17 protein-coding genes are annotated in these 18408 nt (G+C 70.7%); 10 read left to right on the top strand and 7 right to left on the bottom strand.

The genetic code is table 11. The annotated features are described in order from the left end of the window. From QM611_RS06955 to QM611_RS06940, 4 genes are all read left to right on the top strand, one after another. Positions 1-2520 carry a hypothetical protein gene (locus QM611_RS06955; protein WP_415079181.1) on the top strand — a complete coding sequence of 840 codons (2520 nt, stop codon included), beginning with the start codon at positions 1-3 and terminating at the stop codon, positions 2518-2520. Positions 2521-2673: 153 nt separating this feature from the next. Further along, entirely contained in the window at positions 2674-3435 is a 762-nt protein-coding gene (locus QM611_RS06950; protein ID WP_415079180.1) for a PoNe immunity protein domain-containing protein, read from the top strand. A 13-nt stretch (positions 3436-3448) separates the two neighbouring features. Beyond that, complete coding sequence (locus QM611_RS06945; protein ID WP_415079179.1) at positions 3449-4201, top strand: hypothetical protein; 753 nt, start codon at positions 3449-3451, stop codon at positions 4199-4201. Positions 4202-4239: 38 nt separating this feature from the next. After that, positions 4240-5160 (top strand): hypothetical protein, encoded by a 921-nt coding sequence (locus tag QM611_RS06940; protein ID WP_415079178.1) that lies wholly within the window; start codon positions 4240-4242, stop codon positions 5158-5160. A 1-nt stretch (position 5161) separates the two neighbouring features. Here QM611_RS06940 and QM611_RS06935 read toward each other — a convergent pair whose 3' ends face one another. Together QM611_RS06935 and QM611_RS06930 are read right to left on the bottom strand one after the other, a co-directional pair. Then, entirely contained in the window at positions 5162-5641 is a 480-nt protein-coding gene (locus QM611_RS06935) for a recombinase family protein (RefSeq protein WP_415079177.1), read from the bottom strand. 61 nt (positions 5642-5702) lie between these two features. After that, positions 5703-7418 carry a cation:proton antiporter gene (locus QM611_RS06930; RefSeq protein WP_415079176.1) on the bottom strand — a complete coding sequence of 572 codons (1716 nt, stop codon included), beginning with the start codon at positions 7416-7418 and terminating at the stop codon, positions 5703-5705. A gap of 89 nt (positions 7419-7507) precedes the next feature. Here QM611_RS06930 and pip point away from each other — a divergent pair, with 89 nt between their 5' ends. Beyond that, a complete protein-coding gene (gene pip / locus QM611_RS06925; protein WP_415079175.1) occupies positions 7508-8491 on the top strand; it encodes a prolyl aminopeptidase in 984 nt (327 codons plus the stop codon). A 404-nt stretch (positions 8492-8895) separates the two neighbouring features. On the opposite strand, the gene QM611_RS06920 is transcribed toward pip, so the two are convergent. Then, positions 8896-10143, bottom strand: a complete 1248-nt coding sequence (locus QM611_RS06920; RefSeq protein ID WP_415079174.1) for a kynureninase — start codon at positions 10141-10143, stop codon at positions 8896-8898. Positions 10144-10149: 6 nt separating this feature from the next. Continuing rightward, entirely contained in the window at positions 10150-10620 is a 471-nt protein-coding gene (locus QM611_RS06915) for a hypothetical protein (protein WP_415079173.1), read from the bottom strand. Between the two features lie 217 nt (positions 10621-10837). Between QM611_RS06915 and QM611_RS06910 the strand changes: the two genes are divergently transcribed. From QM611_RS06910 to QM611_RS06890, 5 genes are all read left to right on the top strand, one after another. Continuing rightward, positions 10838-11893, top strand: coding sequence for an ABC transporter substrate-binding protein (locus tag QM611_RS06910; protein ID WP_415079172.1), 1056 nt, complete (start codon positions 10838-10840; stop codon positions 11891-11893). Next, positions 11893-12657 (top strand): ABC transporter ATP-binding protein, encoded by a 765-nt coding sequence (locus QM611_RS06905; protein ID WP_415079171.1) that lies wholly within the window; start codon positions 11893-11895, stop codon positions 12655-12657. The genes QM611_RS06910 and QM611_RS06905 overlap by 1 nt, the downstream gene beginning before the upstream one ends. After that, complete coding sequence (locus QM611_RS06900; protein ID WP_415079170.1) at positions 12654-13544, top strand: ABC transporter permease; 891 nt, start codon at positions 12654-12656, stop codon at positions 13542-13544. The genes QM611_RS06905 and QM611_RS06900 overlap by 4 nt, the downstream gene beginning before the upstream one ends. A gap of 69 nt (positions 13545-13613) precedes the next feature. Continuing rightward, positions 13614-14069 (top strand): RrF2 family transcriptional regulator, encoded by a 456-nt coding sequence (locus QM611_RS06895; RefSeq protein WP_415079169.1) that lies wholly within the window; start codon positions 13614-13616, stop codon positions 14067-14069. 43 nt (positions 14070-14112) lie between these two features. Then, positions 14113-15255, top strand: a complete 1143-nt coding sequence (locus QM611_RS06890) for a glycosyltransferase (RefSeq protein ID WP_415079190.1) — start codon at positions 14113-14115, stop codon at positions 15253-15255. 198 nt (positions 15256-15453) lie between these two features. Here the strand turns inward: QM611_RS06890 and cysN are convergent, their stop codons facing one another. The 3 genes from cysN to QM611_RS06875 are packed head-to-tail and all read right to left on the bottom strand — an operon-like array spanning position 15454 to position 18373. Then, on the bottom strand, positions 15454-16698 hold the full coding sequence (gene cysN / locus QM611_RS06885; protein ID WP_415079168.1) for a sulfate adenylyltransferase subunit CysN: 1245 nt from the start codon (positions 16696-16698) through the stop codon (positions 15454-15456). After that, positions 16698-17618, bottom strand: coding sequence for a sulfate adenylyltransferase subunit CysD (cysD, locus tag QM611_RS06880; protein WP_415079167.1), 921 nt, complete (start codon positions 17616-17618; stop codon positions 16698-16700). Before cysD ends, cysN begins: the two co-directional genes overlap by 1 nt. Then, a complete protein-coding gene (locus tag QM611_RS06875; protein ID WP_415079166.1) occupies positions 17615-18373 on the bottom strand; it encodes a 3'(2'),5'-bisphosphate nucleotidase CysQ in 759 nt (252 codons plus the stop codon). Before QM611_RS06875 ends, cysD begins: the two co-directional genes overlap by 4 nt. Positions 18374-18408: the final 35 nt, after the last annotated feature.

Raw genomic sequence — 18408 nt, 5'->3', positions numbered from 1 at the left:
ATGGTCAACATCGATCCGGCGAAGTTTGTCGAGGCAGCTGACGCGTACGACGCGGTCAGCCAGGAGGCGCTGAACTACGCGATCGCCGCGCGAGGCACGCTCGCCGGTTACGGCGGGATGGCGGGCACCGACCCGAGCGGCGAGGGGTTCGCGCAGGCCTACGACCAGATGGCGCACGGCGCGCTGCAGGTGCTGTTCGACATCGCGGTGGTCACCCGCGGATTCGACCGCATGTTGATGGCCAGCGGCGGCACGCACGCACAGGCCAACGAGAACGCGGCGGGGACCGGCGTCGATGTCACCGGGTCCTACGTGCTGCGCCCCGCCATCGAAGAGATGTCGGTGGCTCCGCCGCCGACGGCATTCGGCGGCCGGCCGGACACGGTGGTGGCCGGTCTCGACGACGTCGCGATGTGGGTGTGGGACCAGATTTGGAACCTCCTCGGAACGATGTTCCCGGATGGCGACCCCGAGACGCTGGAGCAGGCAGGGTCGGCGTGGTCGGGCATTCTCGGCGACATCTCGCGTCTGCGCAGCCAGATCTACTTGGCGGACAACTCGCTGGCCGGCATCGATAGCGGCGAGGTCGCGCTGATCAACACGAAGGTCAACGACTTCGCCCAGGGGCTCACCGAGTTCCTGTCGCCGACGGACGGCATCGGCCAGATCGACGACATCTGCAAGGAGTACGCGCAGGCGATCCGCGACGCCCGCGAGGAGTCGCGGCAGATGGTCATCCAGCTCGTCATCGAGGTGGCCGCGGGGGCGGGCATCAGCTTCGCTTTGTCGTTCGTCACCTTCGGCGCCGCGGGCGCGGTCGGCGCGGGCGTCATCGCGGCGCGAATCGGGGCGGTGGCGGTGCGGATCGGCGCCGTGGTGCAGCGCGTTGCCGCCACGGGCGGCCGGCTCGCGGCCCGCCTCGTGGCGATCGCCGGGCGGCTGCAGGCGGCCGGACAGCGCTTCCCCCGCTTGATGCGCGCCGGAATCGAGATCACGTCGAGCACGGTCTCGGCGGTCGCCGCCGAGACCGTGCAGGGCGGGGACGCCAACTACGTGGCCGCGTTCGGCAGTGGGTTCCTCGGTGGCGGCGTCACCAGCTCGATCGTGGCCCCGTTCGGCCGGTACGGCCAGAAGTTCGTTGTCCAGGCGTTGGCCAACGGCGCCGGGGGCGCGGCCGGAACGGTGGCCGACCTCGGTATGCGCGGCGATGAGATCACCGCCGCGTCGGTGATCGCCGGCGCCGGACTGGGCGTGGCGATGTCGGCGCGCCTGCCTAGCCGCCGTCCCCCGGCCTCCTCCTCTGCCCCCACCGGCGGCGGCAGCACGCAGACGCCCGAGCTCAACGTCGCATCGAGCGGCGGCTCTGGCGGCTCGGGTGGGGGCTCGTCATCGACGGGCGGCCCCACGGCTCGGCCCGACTACGACGGCCCGACCGGCGCCGGCGGCGAGCTCAGCGGCTCGGGAGGCGAGGGCGGCGCCGCCCCCAGCAACCACGGAGACGCGCCCGCGGCACAGGACGTGCATGTCACCCCGGAGAGCGGCAGCGGTGGCGGCGATGCTCCGGACGGCAGCTCGGCGGTCGACAGCCCGGTCGCGGACGGCCCCGCCGCGGACACCCCGCCCGCGGACGGCTCGTCCCGCGGTCCTTCCACGGACGATCCGGCCTCGGGCACGCCGACGGTCGACAGTCCCGCGGTCGACGCTCCGGCCGGCAGCCCTGCCGCGGACACCCCGTCCACGGACGCCCCCAGCGCCGACAGCCCATCGGCTGACGGTCCGGCCACGGACGGCCCCGCGCTGGACGGCCCCGCCGGCGACGCGCCTCCGGCTGACGGACCGGAGGCTGACGGCCCCGAGGCGGACGCTCCTGCCGGCGACGCTCCGCCCGCTGACGGCCCCGAGGCTGATGCGCCGGTCGCCGATGGCGACACGGCCGACGGCGCCGCCAACATGCCGCACGAGTCCCCGAACCCGAAGGTCCAGACCCTGTTCGACGCGGACGGCAACATCCGCTCGTTCGACGACTGGAACGCGGCGCACGGCGACCCCGACGCTCCGCTCAACCACAACAAGGGCGAGTACGGCGAGCTCCGCACCCAGCAGTACATGGAGTCGCAAGGCTGGACCCGCGTCGATGCGAGCAGTCACACGGCCGCGAACGGCATCGATGGCGTCTACACGCGCGACACTCCCGACGGCCCGGAGTACGCGGTGATCGAAGCGAAGTACAACACGGCCAGACTGGACACGGGGGTTGGCGGCATCCGGCAGATGAGCCGCGATTGGCTCGAAGGCATCGGATTCCACTCGTATCGATTGGAGTACGCCCTCGCGAACGCAGATCCGGACCTGCGTAATAGCATCCTGCGCGCGTTCCGTCGTGGCGACCTCAGGTCTGGGCTTGTCCGGGTGATGCCCGACGGGTCTGTGCGGGTGCGCGAGTTGGATGTCGACGGCTTCGTCGTCAGGGGCACCGACGCCGCCTTCGACGCGATGAGCGATCAAGGGGTCGCGTCCTGACTCCCGAGCAGCTGTGGGGCGGCCGGTGCGCGCGTTCGGTGAGGCGAGCCGTTACAGTCTTTCCCATGAGCGGCCAGACCATCGTCACGGCGCGTCGTCGATGGCGACCCGCGACGCGTCGCGACATGACCACGCGAAGAACGGAGGGCTCCCGTGTTGCGTGACATTCGGGCAGATCAGGCCTACTTCGATGCCATCGTTGAGCGACTCGCGGTGTTCGTCGAGAGCGATGAGGAAGAACTGACACTACCCGTCGACCAATGGCGCGCCCCGAAGTCGCTGGCGATGGCGGCGGGCAACGTGGTAAAGGTACGGTGGAACCGTTTCAGCGCGCTTTACTCGCAGGGGGCGTCGACGCAGGCGCTTCGAGACGAGTACGAAGACGTGCTTGTCGCGGCGGAACGAGCGGTCCTGCTGGAAAGGCAGTATTTTCCGCCCGAACTCGTCGAGTTGCAGTTCCGCAATCCGAGGATCAAGGACTACTACCGCGAGTGGCTGTTGTTGGTATCGCTGGCCATTACGTTTCAGGTCGACGACGCCACGTTCGACCGAGTGGTGGCAGCCGTCGAGTTCGGGCGGGGCGACCACCTCATCGATTGCCTGATCGCGACGCGGCGGCCGGATCATCCCATCGGCGCAGACCTCCAGTTCCCGCGGATCGTGGGCCCGTTGGAAAGCGCGTTCGACAGTGCCGACCCGGCCAAGCTGATCGCCCGCTACCTGTCCAAGTGGTACACGGCGTGGAAGGGGATCCGGGGCTGGGGAACTCACGAGCATGTACCTCAGTATTTGTACTACGGCTACTGGGCCTTCGAGGTGCTCGGCGTCGTGACGGCGCTCGGCGTCGACGACGCGTCGTTCCGTGACAACGAGTACTACCCGCGCGACCTGTTGGCCGATGAGCGGGCAGGATGACACGGAGCCGACCGTGTCGGACCTGAGCGCGCTCGCGCTCGACGCCAGCGACGCCGCGCAGTGGCGCGCGTTCTTCGAGCGCGGGCAGACGTTCGCCGTGCCGCTCGACCGCCCGCGCGCCCGTCGCCGCGCGCGTGTGAACACCGCCGTGCTCGTGATCGCGGCCACCGTCATCGCGGTCTGCGTCGCCATCCTCGCCGCACTCGCGCTCACGCAGTCCGGCCGGGCGCTCACCTTCCTTCTGTCCGCGTTGCTCGGCGCGGCCGCGGCCGCGCTGCTCCTGAGATTCTGGCTCGCCCGTCGGCGGGTGCGCGCCGCGGTCGCCTCCGCCGACGAATACGTCGCGGTGTCGGCCGAGGGCATGCGCGTCGCGGGGGCCGTGCAGCTGCGGTGGGCACAGGTCGTGGGCGGCGTCGGCTTCGACGACCGCGCGGCCCACATCCCCCTCGCGCGCCGACCGGCGGAGGCGCTGTCGCGCGCGGCGGGGGTGGCCCGCGCCGAACTTGTGCTCGGGGTCCGCGGTGTGCGCGAGCTCCGCGACGCCGCGCCGCGCCCGTTGCGCGGCGCGTTCGAGGTGATCTTCGACCATGGCGGTGTCCGCATCCCGCTCGACACGGCGGTCGAGCCCGACGCGGTGCGCCCGTTGCTGGCAGCGGTGTGCGTGGCCGCGGCGATGTCGGGCGTCGAGGTGACGCTGACGAACGAGCCGACCGAGATCGCCCGCCGCACGATGGCCGTGCTCGGGCCGCCGCCTGCCCGGGGCTGACTGGACTACTGTGCTGGAGACACCGAAGGAGGCCGCCCGTGACCGGCGACATTGAGATCCCCCCGAGTCTGGCCGATGCTCGAGACCTGCTCGCGGCGCGGCCTTTGGGCCTTGTTCCGTTCCAGATCCGCGCGCAGCAGCTCGCGTTGCAGGGCGCCCAGGGAGCACTGGATGCCGCGGTGCCCGTCGTCGCCGACTACTACGTCGGCGCGTTCCTCGACCTGCCGACCGCCGACGTTCCCGTCTCGACCTCGATGCTCGGCGAGTGGGGGGTCAGCATGGATGTCGTCGTCGACCTCGCGTCGAACCTGCGCGCTCAAGACGACGCTCCGCTCGACCAGGTCGGCGACGCCCTCGTGGTCGCATCCGTCGCCTTCGCGGCGGCCGCGCTGCGCGACCCGGCCGCCGTCTCGCGCCTCGGCGAGGGCACTCCGGTCATCGTCGTGCCCGACGCAGGCCATGTGCTCGTCGGGTTCGCCGAAGACGTGGCATCCCTCTCCTCGGTCGCGAGCGTCGCGGAGCAGGTGATCGCGCAGACCGACCGCCCCGTCTCGGTCACGCCGCTCGTGCGCTCCGGCAGTGGGTGGGCCGAGTTCGAGTGGCCGGATGCCGTGGGCGCCGAGGTGGGGCGGATGCGCCGGCGCTGGGACGCCATCGAGTACACGGCGGCCCAGAAGGTGCTGCACGACACGTACGCGGCCGCGGGCGACGATGTCCTGGTCGCCACTTTGACCCTCGCCGACAACCCCGCGGGCGAGCGCATCACCTACACGACGCTCTCCGAAGGCGTGCGCACGCTGATCCCCCGCGCCGACCTGGTCGTGCTGGGCGCCGCCGACGGCCGCATGCAGCACGTGCCGTTCGCGGCGGTGGCAGCGCTCGACGGAGTGCTCGTGCCTTCTGTGGGCACGGTGCCCGACTACTTCCTCGCGGAGCGGTTCCCGGCCGAGCTGCTCTGACTCAGCGCCCGGTGTCGAACAGGTGCCGCCCGCCGTGGCCGAGCACCTTCACCATGATGCCGCGCTCGTGCAGCGCCGCCACGGTGCGGGTCTCCTCGTCGAGGCTGCGCCCGAGCGCGTGCACGTTGGCGACCACGAGCACGTCGCCGCGCCGCAGCGTGCCGAACAGCCGCACGAGCCGCTCCTCCCACGACTCCATCGTCTCGGGAGCGGGATGCCGGAACCCCTCGATCGGCACCCCGAAGCGCGCGAGGTCCTCGCGCTGCTCGACGACCGACGGCATCCCGTCGCGCGCGACGACGAGTCCGACCAAGCGCGATCCGTCGGGGCGGGCCTGCCACCAGTCGCGATCGCGCTGCAGCTGGGCGAAGCACTTCGGGCAGTCGGCGGCGGAGTGGGGCAGGTGGATCGGGCTCGTTTCGGCAGGATCGGATGCCGCGTGCCGCGTCGCGGCATCCACAGTCCCGCTCGTGTCGGCCATGGCATCCTCTCGCCTCTCCCATTCTGCCCCACCCTCGCCGGTGGGCGATCAGCCCGGCCTGTCACCCGTCGAGGCGCAGCTCGACGCTGAGCTGGTCGGCGTCGAGCTCGGCCAGCGCGCGGCGCAGCGCCCCCGTGCTGTACGTGCCGTCGCTCGACAGCTCTCTCAGCCGCGTGCGCATCGCGGCGATCGCGCAGAGCCGCAGCTCGAGCGCGTCGCGCTCGGCGTCGTCGTCGTCGGGCCGCTTGCTCAGCCGCGTGCCCATGCGCGCCGTCAGCTCGTCGTCGAACGGCTCGCCATCGCGCGACACGAGCCCGGGGGAGAGCAGGGCGGATGCCGCGGCGAGCCGCAGCTCGTCGTCCAGCCGCGTGCGCTCGTCGAGGCTCTCCTCGTCGTCGTCCGATCCGGCAAGGCCGAGCCGCCGCACGAGCCAGGGCAGCGTGAACCCCTGCAGCATGAGGCTGAGCAGGGCCACCATGAACGCCACCCACACCAGCAGCGGCCGGCCGTCGGTGTCGCGCGGCAGTGTTTGCGCGGCGGCGAGCGTGACGACGCCGCGCATCCCGGCCCACACGATGATCGTGCCGTGCTTCCAGCCGAGCGGCGATGCGCCGTAGTAGTCGATGTCGGCCAGCATCCGGGTGACTCGCGAGCGCATCGTCTCGACGCGCCGCCGCCGATCGTCGGGGAGGAGCACCGGCGACGTGTCCGTGGGCCCTGCCGCCGCTTTATCGAGCCGGGCGCCGATCTGCTCGAGCCGCTCGCGGTGCTGGCTGCTGAGCCGGCGCGCGCGCCGGCCCTGCGTCAGCACGAGCAGCGACACCCAGCCGGCGCGGATCACGATCACGATGCCGAGCGCCGCCAGCGCCAGCCACGTGCCGTGCCACAGGCTCTCGTGCTGTTGCTGGATCTCGTCGACGATGCTCGTGAGCTCGAGCCCCATCACCAGGAACACGCCGCCTTCGAGCACGAGCTCGACCGTGCGCCAGTTCACGTGGTCGGACAGCCGCTCCTCCGCCGTGAACCAGCGCGTCGAGCCCTGGCCGGTGACGATGCCGGCCACGACCGCTGCCACCAGGCCCGACCCGCCGAGGTGCTCGGCCGGCACGTAGGCCAGGAACGGCACGGTGAAGCTGATGGCCGCGCTCGCGGCGGAGTTGCCGAGCGCGGCGCGCAGCCGCAGCGTGGCGTAGCCGACGATCGCGCCCACGGCGACGGCGACGACCACCGCGAGCGCGAACGAGCCCACCGCGCTCCACAGCGAGAACGAGCCGGCGATCGCGACGATGGCGGTGCGCAGCAGCACGAGCGCCGTGGCGTCGTTGAGCAGGCTCTCGCCCTCGAGCAGCGTCACGACCCGGGCGGAAAGGCCGAGGCGTTTCGCGATCGAGGTGGCCACGGCATCCGTCGGACTCAGGATGGCTCCGAGCGCCACGCCGAGCGGGAAGCCCACTTCGGGCACGGCGAGGAAGAAGAACAGCCCCAGCGCGAGCGCGCTGACCACGACGAGCCCGACCGAGAGCCCGGCGATCGGCCGGAAGTCGCGGCGGAACTCGATCGCGGGCAGCCGCACGGCGGCGGAGTACAGCAACGGCGGCAGCACGCCGATGAGAATCCACTCCGGGTCGAGCTCCACGGGATCGACGAACGGCAGCAGCGCGACGCCGAGCCCGACGGCGACCAGCAGCAGCGGGCCGGCGACCCGCAGGCGCTGGGCGAGGGCGGTGACGACCGCGATCGCGACGACCGCGACCACGACGATGAGCAGCAGCTCCACGCCCCGAGCCTAATCGGCCTCGTCGCGGCCGAAGTGGCGCACGCGCTACTGTCAAGCATGGCCTTCACGACGATGCGGAAGTCAGAACGATGAGCGAAGCCGAGCTCGACGGCATCCTGTATCCGCCAATCGAGCCGTACGACAGCGGCATGCTCATCGTCGGCGACGGCAACCGCGTCTATTGGGAGCAGTGCGGCAACCCCCACGGCAAGCCGGTCGTGTTCCTGCACGGCGGGCCGGGCGCGGGCGCGTCGCCGTGGCACCGGCAGTTCTTCGACCCCGAGCGGTACCGCATCGTGCTGCTGGACCAGCGCGGATGCGGCCGCAGCACACCGCACGCGAGCGAGCCCGGCGGCAGCCTGCGGCACAACACGACGTGGCACCTGGTGGCCGACATCGAGCTGCTGCGCAAGAACCTCGGCATCCCGCGATGGCAGGTGTTCGGCGGGTCGTGGGGCAGCGCGCTCGCGCTCGCGTACGCCGAGACGCATCCCGACGCGGTGACCGAGCTGGTGCTGCGCGGCGTCTTCACGCTGCGCCGGCACGAGCTGGAGTGGTTCTACGAGGGCGGCGCGTCGGCGGTGTTCCCCGAGCTGTGGGAGGAGTTCATCGCGGGCATTCCGGTGCTCGAGCGCTCGCGGCTGATCGAGGCGTACCATCGGCGGCTCAGCGACCCCGACCCTGCCGTGCACGTGCCGGCCGCGGTGGCGTGGTCGCGCTGGGAGGCGGCGACGATCAGCCTGCGCCCCGACCCCGACACGGTGGAGCGGATGTCGGAGCCCGCCGGCGCGACCGCGTTCGCCCGCATCGAGAACCACTACTTCATACACCAGGGCTGGTTCCGGCCGGGCCAGTTGATCGAGGACGCAGTGCTGCTGCGCGGCATCCCCACGGTCATCGTGCAGGGCCGCTACGACATGTGCACCCCGATGATGACAGCGTGGGAGCTGTACCGCGCGCTGCCCGACGCGGAGTTCGTGGTGGTGGATGACGCGGGGCACGCCGCGTCGGAGGAGGGCATCGCCCGCGCCCTGCGCGCCGCGACCGATCGCTTCGCAGCCTCCGGCCCCTGAGCTTGCCCGGCCCCTGAGCTTGCCCGGCCCCTGAGCTTGCCCGGCCCCTGAGCTTGCCCGGCCCCTGAGCTTGTCGAAGGGCCCGGTCGTTGAGCGAGGCCGCGCGCAGCGCGCCCGAGTCGAAACGCAACGACCCTCGCCACAACAGCAGCCCCAGCCCGCCGCGCCACCTTCGCGCGCCGGCCTCGCAACGAAGGTGGCGCGCTGCGCCGCATCCCTTCGCCTGATGCGGCACGACCCGCCACCTTCGCGCGCCCGACGCCGGCCCCTCTGCTTGCCAGTCACTAATTGTGGGTCGCGCGCGGCGCGCACCCGCACTTTGGGACTGGTGAGCTGGGCGCACTCGGCCCCCTGAGCTGGGCGCACTCGGTCGCTGAGTCTGTCAGAGGGTCTAAGGCGCCTCGTCAGCGGGCAAGCTCGGCGGCGAGCGTGGCCTCGACGGCGCGCATGCCGCGCTCGAGCTCCGCGAAGCTCGTCGACAGCGGCGACAGCCCGATGCGCAGCCCGTCGGGGTCGCGGTAGTCGGGGATGACATCCCGCTCCCACAGTCGTGCGGTCACGGCGCGCATTGCCGGGTGCGACAGCGTCACGTGCCCGCCGCGCCATGCAGGGTCGCGCGGCGACGCGAGCGACACCCCGTGCGGGGAGAGCAGCGCGTCGGAGATTCGCACGGCGAACTCGGTCAGCGCCACAGACTTGGAGCGGATGGCGTCAATCCCCACCGCCTCGATCATGTCGAGCGTGGCTTGCATCGCCAGCATGCCGAGCACCGGGGGCGTGCCCGACAAGAAGCGCCGCATGCCGGGGGCCGGGCGGTAGTCGGGGCCCATCGCGAATACATCGGCGTTGCCCATCCAGCCCTGGATCGGCTGCGTGAGCCGCTCCTGATGCCGGGCCGCCACGTACGCGAACGCGGGCGATCCTGGCCCGCCGTTGAGGTACTTGTACGTGCAGCCGACGGCGAGGTCGACGCCCCAGCGGTCCAACGCGACGGGAACGGCGCCCACAGAATGGCACAGATCCCACAGGATCATGGCCCCGGCGTCGTGGGCCACCCGGGTCAGCGCCGCCGCGTCGGACATATACGCGGAGCGGTATGAGACATGGCTGAGCACGATAAGCGCGGTCTCGGGGCCGACCGTCGAGCGCAGCGCGGCTTCGTCCACACCCGCGGACGCATTCGCATCCGCCCACCGCACGCGCCCGCCGCGTTCGGCGGCGACGCCCTCCACGACATACCGGTCGGTGGGGAAGTTGTCGCGATCGGCCACGATCTCGAGGCGCCGCGGATCGGATGTCACGGCCGCGTCAAACGCCGCCCGCACCAGCTTGTACAGCAGCACGGTCGTCGAGTCGCCTACCACCGTCTGCCCGGCGGCCGCGCCTAGGGCGGCGGCGCCGATACGGTCGCCGAGCTCGAACGGCAACGCCATCCATTCCTCGTCCCACGAGCGGATCAGCCGGTCGGCCCACGGCCCGCGCACGAACGCGCCCAGCCGATCGAGCACCGCCGCGGGCGGCCGGCCGAGCGAGTTCCCGTCGAAGTAGACGAGGGATGCCTCGGACCCGACGAACCCCGCGCGGCACTCGCGCAACGGGTCGGCCGCGTCGAGGGCCTCCGCCTCCGCCGCGAAGTCCCTCAGCGCGCGCACCGGGTCTCAGTCCAAAGCCCGGTTGACAAGCGCGTTCACGTCGCGATCGAGGTGGTCGATGCGGTGCTCCAGCGCGGTGAAGCGCGCGTCGACGGCCTCGAAGCGCGCATCCACGGCCTCGAAGCGCGCGTTCATCTCGCCGCGCAGCCCGCGCATCTCGCCTTCCAGCGCCCCGATGCGCCCGCTGAGCCTGCCGTCCAGGGCGTCGATGCGGGCATTGACCGAGCTGTCGAGGGCGTCGATGCGGGCGTTGACCGAGCTGTCGAGGGCGTCGATGCGGGCGTTGACCGAGCTGTCCAGGGCGTCGATGCGGGCGTTGAGCGACCCTTCCATCCCGTCGATACGCCCGGTCACCCCCTGGATCGCCGCCGTCAGCGACCGATTCGTGAGCGTGACGATGATCGTCGTGCCGCCCAGCATCACGGTGGTGAGAGCCGCGATGTAGACCCAGTTGTCTGGATTCATGAGGTCGAACACCCTCCCATTGTCCGCCGGATGGCTCGACTCTGCCACCGCCGGCGGCACGGTTGGGCCACGGAACGGGGAATGGGGATAACACGGCCGGCGTGACGGCCTGTGCAGGGTGCCGCGCCGCTCCGCGTCCAATTAACTATATTTCCTACCAAACATGTGGTAATAATGTGTGTTACGTCTTTTCGATCCGGCTCACGCCGGAGAACCTGGGGGAACCGAAATGCGCACTATTCGCATGCTTGCCGTCGCCACTGTCGCGGCGGGGGCACTCACACTGTCCGCCTGCTCGGGCGGCTCCACGCCGTCCAGCAGCGCCACCGCCGAGGATGCGCCCGACGCCGTCACGATCGGGTACTTCCCGAACCTGACGCACGCGCCGGCGATCGTCGGCCTCGCCGACGGCACATACCAAGAGGCGCTCGGCGACGACGTCGAGATCAAGACCGCGACGTTCAACTCCGGCACGGAGGAGATCGAGGCGCTCTTCGCCGGCGGCATCGACATCGGCTTCATCGGCCCGAGCCCGACTGTCACGGGCTGGCAGAAGAGCAACGGCGAGGCTCTGCACGTCATCGCCGGCGCGGCGGCGAACGGCGCCGCGCTCGTCGTGCGCGACGGCATCGACTCGCCCGAGGACCTGAAGGGCACGACCATCGCGAGCCCGAGCCTCGGAAACACGCAGGATGTCGCGCTGCGCTACTGGCTCAAGGAGCAGGGCTACACGACCGACCAGGCCGGCGGCGGCGACGTCAGCGTGCAGCCGCAAGACAACGCGGTCGCGCTCACTGCGCTGCAGACCGGCGAGATCGACGGCGCGTGGGTGCCCGAGCCGTGGGCGACGCGCATGGTCGAGGAGGCCGGGGCGCACGTGCTCGTCAACGAGCCCGACCTGTGGGAGGGCGGCCAGTTCGTCACGACCAACGTCATCGTCAGCACCACGTTCCTCACCGAGCACCCGCAGGCTGTCAGCGACTTCCTGTCGGGGCTGCTCACGACGCTCGATGAGATGGAGGCCGACCCGGCCGCCGCGCAGGAGACCGTCGCCACCCAGATCGGCAGCCTCACCGGCTCCGAGCCGAAGGCCGACGAGCTCGCCAAGGCGTGGGAGAACGTCGTGTTCACCGCCGACCCGCTCGCCGCGACGCTCGTCGCGCAGGCCGACCACGCTGTCGCCGTCGACCTGCTGGAGGAGACCGACCTGACCGGCCTCTACGCGCTCGACCCGCTCAACGCGCTGCTCGCCGAGCGTGGCGACGACCCGGTGGAGGGGGAGTGATGACTGCCACGACGACTCCCGCGGTCCGCGTCGACCACCTCTCGATGCGTTACGGCCGCTCGCCCGTGCTGGCGCTGTCCGACGTCAACCTCGTCGTGAACGAGGGCGAGTTCGTCTGCTTCCTCGGCCGCTCCGGCTGTGGCAAGAGCACGCTGCTCTCGCTCGCGGCGGGCCTGGAGACGCCGACCGCTGGCCGCATCGACGTCGGCGGACGCCGCGTCGGCATGATGTTCCAAGACTCCGGCCTGTTCCCATGGCTGACCGTGCAGGGCAACATCGAGCTCGCGCTGCGGCTGTCGGGCGTGCCGAAGGCCGCGTGGTCAGATCGCGTCGCCGAGTTGCTCGACGTGGTGCGCCTTCCCGGCGTGCAGCACCGGCGCCCGCACGAGCTGTCGGGAGGGATGCGGCAGCGCGTCGCCCTCGCCCGCACGCTCGCGCAGGAGTGCCAGGTGCTGCTGATGGACGAGCCGTTCGCGGCCCTCGACGCCATCACTCGCGACGCGATGCACGACGAGATCGAGCGCATCTCGACCGAGCGCGCGCTCACGGTGCTGTTCGTCACGCACAACGTGCGCGAGGCCGTGCGTCTGGGCGATCGGGTCGTGCTCATGCAGCCAGGCCCCGGCCGGGTCGCCAGCGATCTGGTCGTCGACCTGCCGCGCCCGCGCAAGATGGACGACCCCGATATCGCGCTGCGCGCGCGAATGCTGCACGACCAGCTCGACGAACAGAGCGAGCTCGAGCGCAGGAGTGTGGCAGCATGACCGCGGTGGTAGAGCCCGTGCTCGAGCAGAAGAACGAGACGAGGCAGAAGATGGATGCCGCACCGCCGCTGCTGTCTGCGGAGCCCGCGCGCCCCGGTGCCCTGGCCAAGAGCGCATGGACGAAGCTGTGGCCGCCCCTGCTGGCCGTGGCGATCGTCGTGATCGCGTGGGAGTTGCTGTACCTCTCCGGAGTGAAGCCTGCGTACGTGCTGCCCGATCCGTTCACGGTGTTCGGCCGGCTGGGCGAGTTGCTCGGCGAGCCCGCGTTCTGGGCCGGGGCGGCGACGACGATGGGCCGCGCGGTGCTCGGCTTCGTCATCGCGCTTGTGATCGGCACGGTGCTCGGCGCCGCGGTGGCGCGCTCGCGCATCCTTCGCGCCGCCGTCGGGTCGCTGTTGTCGGGGCTGCAGACGATGCCGTCGATCGCGTGGTTCCCGCTGGCGATCCTGTTCTTCGGGCTGACCGAGCAGGCCATCATGTTCGTGATCGTGCTGGGCGCGGCGCCGTCGATCGCGAACGGCCTCATCTCGGGAATCGACGACGTGCCGCCGCAGTTGCTGCGCGCGGGCCACACGCTCGGCGCGCGCGGAATCCGCATGCTGCGCTACGTCATCCTGCCCGCGGCGCTGCCGACCTATGTCGCCGGCCTCAAGCAGGGGTGGGCGTTCGCGTGGCGCTCGCTGCTGGCCGGTGAGCTGCTCGTGACGATTTCGCAGGTGCTTGCGCTCGGCGTGCTGCTGTCGAACGCGCGCAACTTCGCCGACGCGCCGACGCTGCTCGCGGTCATGATCGTGATCCTCATCATCGGCATGGTCGTCGACGGCGTCTTTTCGTGGCTGGCCAACGGCATCCGCCGGCGCCGCGGCCTCGGCACGGTGCGTCTGTAGCATCCCCCCACATCACCCCCTCCTCAGTAGGATTGTCGGAGTATCGGCCGGGGAGGGGGTGATGTCCGCGTGCAGATCACGGCACGCGCGGACTACGCGGTGCGCGCGCTCGCCGAGCTCGCCGCCCGCGATGGCGAGAGCGCGACGCGCAACGAGCTCGCCGACGCGCAGGGCATTCCGCCGAAGTTCCTTGAGGCGATCCTCGCCGACCTGAAGAAGGCGGGGCTCGTTCTCGCGCTGCGCGGCTCGACCGGCGGCTACCTGCTCGCTCGCGACGCCGACGGCATCACGATCGCCGACGCCGTGCGAGCCGTCGACGGCCCGCTGGCCGCCGTGCGCGGAGTCGCGCCCGAGGCGATGCGCTACGCCGGGGTGGCCGAGCCGCTGCGCGACGTGTGGGTCGCGGTGCGCGCGAGCATGCGCGTCGTGCTCGAATCGACGACCATCGACGACGTGGTCTCGGGCGACTTGCCGGTCGAGGTGACCTCGCTGCTGCGGGGCGAGGGCGTCTACGAGCGGCGCTGAACGCGCAGCCGGCTCAAAAGCTTGCCTGGCACCATTGATGCCTATGCAGCTCACGGTGATCGTCCCGACGTTCAACGAGGCTCCCAACATCGCGGAGCTCGTTGAGCGCGTCGTCGCCGCGACGCGGGGGATTGACGCCGAGCTGCTGTTCGTCGACGACAGCACGGACGAGACGCCGCAGCTCATCCGCGCCGCTGCCGTGTCGGCGGGCATCCCGGTCCGCCTGGTCCACCGTGACCGGCCCCACGGGGGCCTTGGCGGGGCGGTGCTGGAGGGCTTCGCCGCCGCCGCGGCCGACACGTGCATTGTGATGGACGGCGACCTGCAGCATCCGCCCGAGACGATCCCCGAGCTGCTCGAGCGGTTCGAGCAGGGCGGCGTCGACATCGTCGTGGCATCCCGCTATCAGGCCGGCGGCTCGCACCGCGGGCTGGCCGACCGGCGGCGCGTGTTGGTGTCGAAGCTGTCGACGGTGCTCACGAAAGCGATGTTCCCGATTCGATTGCGGGATGTCTCCGACCCCATGACCGGCTTCTTCCTGGTCGACCGCAGGGCCCTCGACCTGCACGCGCTGCGCCCGCACGGCTACAAGATCCTGCTCGAGATCCTCGCGCGCCGGTCGCTGCGCGCGGCCGAGGTGCCGTTCGCGTTCGACGACCGCCACGGCGGCCAGTCCAAGGCGACGGTTCGCCAAGGCATCCACTTCCTCACTCAGCTGACCGAGCTGCGGTTCGGCAAGATGTCGATCTTCGCGGTGATCGGCGGGCTCGGCGCGCTCGCGAACGTGCTCATCGTGTGGGCGCTGACCAGGCTCGGCGTGAACTACGTCGCGGCGGCGATCATCGCGGCCGAGGTCACGATCATCGGCAATTTCCTGCTGATCGAGCGCTTCGTCTTCGGCGAGATGCGCGCCGCCGCGTCGAGCGTGTGGTGGCGCTTTGCGAAGTCGGTCTCGTTCAACAACGCCGAGCTTGTCGTCCGCATACCCATCGTGGCGCTGATGGTCGAGTCGGGACACATCACCGCTGTCGTCGCCACCGCGGTCACGCTTGTGGTCGCCTTCGTCGTGCGGTTCGTGTTCCATTCGCTCGTGGTCTACGCGCCGCGAAAGGGCGAGACGGCGTCGCCCGCCCGCCAACTCGTGGAGAAGATCGACGAGCAGGCAATGTCGCCCGGCGAGCTGTAGCGGCCCCGTTCTGGTCCGCGCTGCGCGCCCGCATCCTGTTGGAGCGCGCTCGTACCCCGGCGGAGGGTGTCAGGGAAAGTGCGAGTGGATGCCGTCCGAGGTCGCTTCTTCTCTGACATCCCCACTGCGCGTGTCAGGGAAGATGCGACGACACCGCGTGGGCACCCGCACCTTCTGCGACATGCTCGGTGCCCCGCGTCAGTTCTCGGTGATGAACCCCGCGCCGACCGTGCGGTTGGTTGCCTCGTCGATCAGGATGAACGACCCGGTCTGCCGGTTGCGGCGGTAGGGGTCGACCAGCAGCGGCTGCGTCGTGCGCAGCGTCACGCGGCCGATGCCGTTGAGCCCGAGGCTGCTGGGCGACTGTTCACGGTGCAGCGTGTTGATGTCGAGCTCGTACTGGATGTCTTTCACCATCGCCCGCGCCGAGCGCGTCGTGTGCTTGATCGCGTACTTGGCTCCCACGTTCATCGGGGCCGTGTCCATCCAGCAGACCATCGCGTCGACATCCTGCGTCGCCAGCGGCTGGTTGTGCGGGCGGCTGATCATGTCGCCGCGCGAGATGTCGACCTCGTCCTCGAGCTGCACCGTGATCGACATGGGCGGGTAGGCCTCTTCGAGCTCGCCGTCGGCGGTGCTCACCGCGCGCACGCGCGACGGCAGGCCGCTGGGCAGTGCGACGATCTCGTCGCCGGGGCGGATGACGCCGCTGACCAGCTGGCCGGCGAAGCCGCGGAAGTCGCCGCGGCCGTTCTGCGGCCGGATCACATACTGCACCGGGAACCGCACGTCGACCAGGTTGCGGTCGCTCGCGATGTAGACGTGCTCGAGGTGGTGCAGCAGCGACGGGCCCTCGTACCACGGCATGTTCTGCGAGCGGGTCACCACGTTGTCGCCGGTGAGGGCGGAAACCGGGATGGCGGTGACGTCGGCGAAGTCGAGCCGCGCCGCGAAGTCGCGGAACGCCCCGCTGATCTCGTTGTAGACGTCTTGCGACCAGTCGACGAGGTCCATTTTGTTGATCGCGAGCACGACGTGCGGCACGCGCAGCAGCGACACGATCGTCGCGTGCCGGCGGCTCTGCTCGAGCAGGCCCTTGCGCGCGTCGATCAAGATGATGGCGAGGTCGGCGGTCGAGGCGCCGGTGACCATGTTGCGCGTGTACTGGATGTGCCCGGGGGTGTCGGCGATGATGAACTTGCGCAGCGGCGTGGAGAAGTAGCGGTACGCCACGTCGATCGTGATGCCCTGCTCGCGCTCGGCGCGCAGGCCGTCGGTCAAAAGCGCCAGGTCGGTGTACTGGTCGCCGCGCTGCTCGCTCGTGCGCTCGACGGCGTCGAGCTGGTCGGTGAAGATCGACTTCGAGTCGTACAGCAGGCGCCCGATGAGGGTGCTCTTGCCGTCGTCGACCGAGCCCGCGGTGGCAAAGCGGAGGATGTCCATCAGAAGTAGCCCTCTTTCTTGCGGTCTTCCATCGCCGCTTCGCTGACCTTGTCGTCGCCGCGCGTCGCGCCGCGCTCGGTGATGCGCGTCGCGGCCACTTCGGCCACCACGTCCTCCGCGGTGCGCGCTTGCGATAGCACGGCGGCAGTCAGCGTGGCGTCGCCGACCGTGCGATAGCGCACGGTCTCGGTGAAGACCTCTTCGCCTTCTTTGGGCTGGCAGTGCTGGTTCACGGCCATGTACATGCCGCCTCGCAGGAACACCTCGCGCTCGTGCGCGTAGTAGATCGAGGGCACCTCGATGCCTTCGCGGGCGATGTACTCCCAGATGTCGAGCTCGGTCCAGTTCGACAGCGGGAAGCAGCGGATGCTCTCGCCCGGGTGGATGCGGCCGTTGTACAGCGACCACAGCTCGGGGCGCTGGTTCTTCGGATCCCACTGGCCGAAGTCGTCGCGGAACGAGAAGACGCGCTCTTTCGCGCGGGCCTTCTCCTCGTCGCGCCGCGCGCCGCCCATGAGCGCGGTCAGGCCGTGGTCCTCGGCCGTCTTCAGCAGCACGGGGGTCTGGATGCGGTTGCGCGAGCCGTTCGGCTCCTCGCGCACCAGGCCCGCGGCGATCGCGTCGGGCACCGAGCCGACGATGAGGCGCACGCCGAGCTCGGCGACGCGGCGGTCGCGGTACTCGATCACCTCGTCGAAGTTGTGGCCGGTGTCGACGTGGACGACCGGGAAGGGAATGGATGCCGGCGCGAACGCCTTTGCGGCGAGGTGCAGCATCACGATCGAGTCTTTGCCGCCCGAGAAGAGCATGCCGGGGCTCTCGTTCTCGGCGACGATCTCGCGGATGATGAAGATCGCCTCGGCCTCGAGGTAGTCGAGCTGGGTGAGCCCGTAGCGGTCTGCCTCGGTCACTTCGGTCATCGGGACTCCCCCTCCAGGAGCGCGCTCAGGCGTCGCAACACATCGTCGGCGATCAGCGGATTGCAGACTACCAAGTCGGGCAGGTACGGGTTCTCGTTGTTGTACACCAGCGGCGAGCCGTCCACCCGCGACGTGAACAGGCCGGCGGCGCGGGCGACGGCGACCGGGGCTGCCGAGTCCCACTCGTACTGGCCGCCGGTGTGCACGTAGGCGTCGACCTCGCCGCGCACGACGGCCGCGGCCTTGTAGCCGGCCGACCCCATCGGCACGAGCTCGGCGCCGAGCTCGTCGGCGAGGGCCTGCACGAGGGCGGTCGCGCGGCTGCGCGAGACGGCGAGGCGGATGCGGTCGGGTCGCTGCCACTGACGGGGCGCGTCGGCGCTGGAGAGCACGGTGTCGACGCCGGGCAGCGCCACCGCGCCGGCGCTCAGCTCGCCCTCCGACCACAGCGCGACGTGCACCGCCCAGTCGTGGCGGCCCTCAGAGAACTCGCGGGTGCCGTCGAGCGGGTCGATGATCCAGACGCGCTTGGCATCGAGGCGGGCGAGGTCGTCGGCCGCCTCCTCCGACAGCACGGCGTCGCCCGGCTGCCGCTCCGCCAGCGCCTGCGCGAGGTACCGCTGGCTCGCGGCATCCCCTCTGTCTTTCAGATCTTTCGTGCCGAGCTCGTCCGCGCTCGCGTTGCGCTGCACGTCGAGCAGTAGCTGGCCCGCTTCGCGGGCGAGCGCGGCGGCCGCCTTCGCGTCATTGGTCACGTGTCATTCCCCATCCCCCGATGCTGAATAGAGGC

It is taken from the genome of Microbacterium sp., assembly GCF_047606685.1.
Taxonomy (GTDB): domain Bacteria; phylum Actinomycetota; class Actinomycetes; order Actinomycetales; family Microbacteriaceae; genus Microbacterium.
The sequence above is the reverse complement of the archived record's forward strand: the minus strand, read 5'-3'. Positions and strand labels throughout refer to the sequence as shown.

Coding starts and splice junctions, on each gene's coding strand:
- pip (WP_415079175.1), top strand. CDS start 7,508: ATGAGCGAAGCCGAGCTCGACGGCATCCTGTATCCGCCAATCGAGCCG.
- cysN (WP_415079168.1), bottom strand. CDS start 16,698: ATGGACATCCTCCGCTTTGCCACCGCGGGCTCGGTCGACGACGGCAAG.
- QM611_RS06955 (WP_415079181.1), top strand. CDS start 1: ATGGTCAACATCGATCCGGCGAAGTTTGTCGAGGCAGCTGACGCGTAC.
- QM611_RS06905 (WP_415079171.1), top strand. CDS start 11,893: ATGACTGCCACGACGACTCCCGCGGTCCGCGTCGACCACCTCTCGATG.
- QM611_RS06910 (WP_415079172.1), top strand. CDS start 10,838: ATGCGCACTATTCGCATGCTTGCCGTCGCCACTGTCGCGGCGGGGGCA.
- QM611_RS06890 (WP_415079190.1), top strand. CDS start 14,113: ATGCAGCTCACGGTGATCGTCCCGACGTTCAACGAGGCTCCCAACATC.
- QM611_RS06900 (WP_415079170.1), top strand. CDS start 12,654: ATGACCGCGGTGGTAGAGCCCGTGCTCGAGCAGAAGAACGAGACGAGG.
- QM611_RS06935 (WP_415079177.1), bottom strand. CDS start 5,641: ATGGCCGACACGAGCGGGACTGTGGATGCCGCGACGCGGCACGCGGCA.
- cysD (WP_415079167.1), bottom strand. CDS start 17,618: ATGACCGAAGTGACCGAGGCAGACCGCTACGGGCTCACCCAGCTCGAC.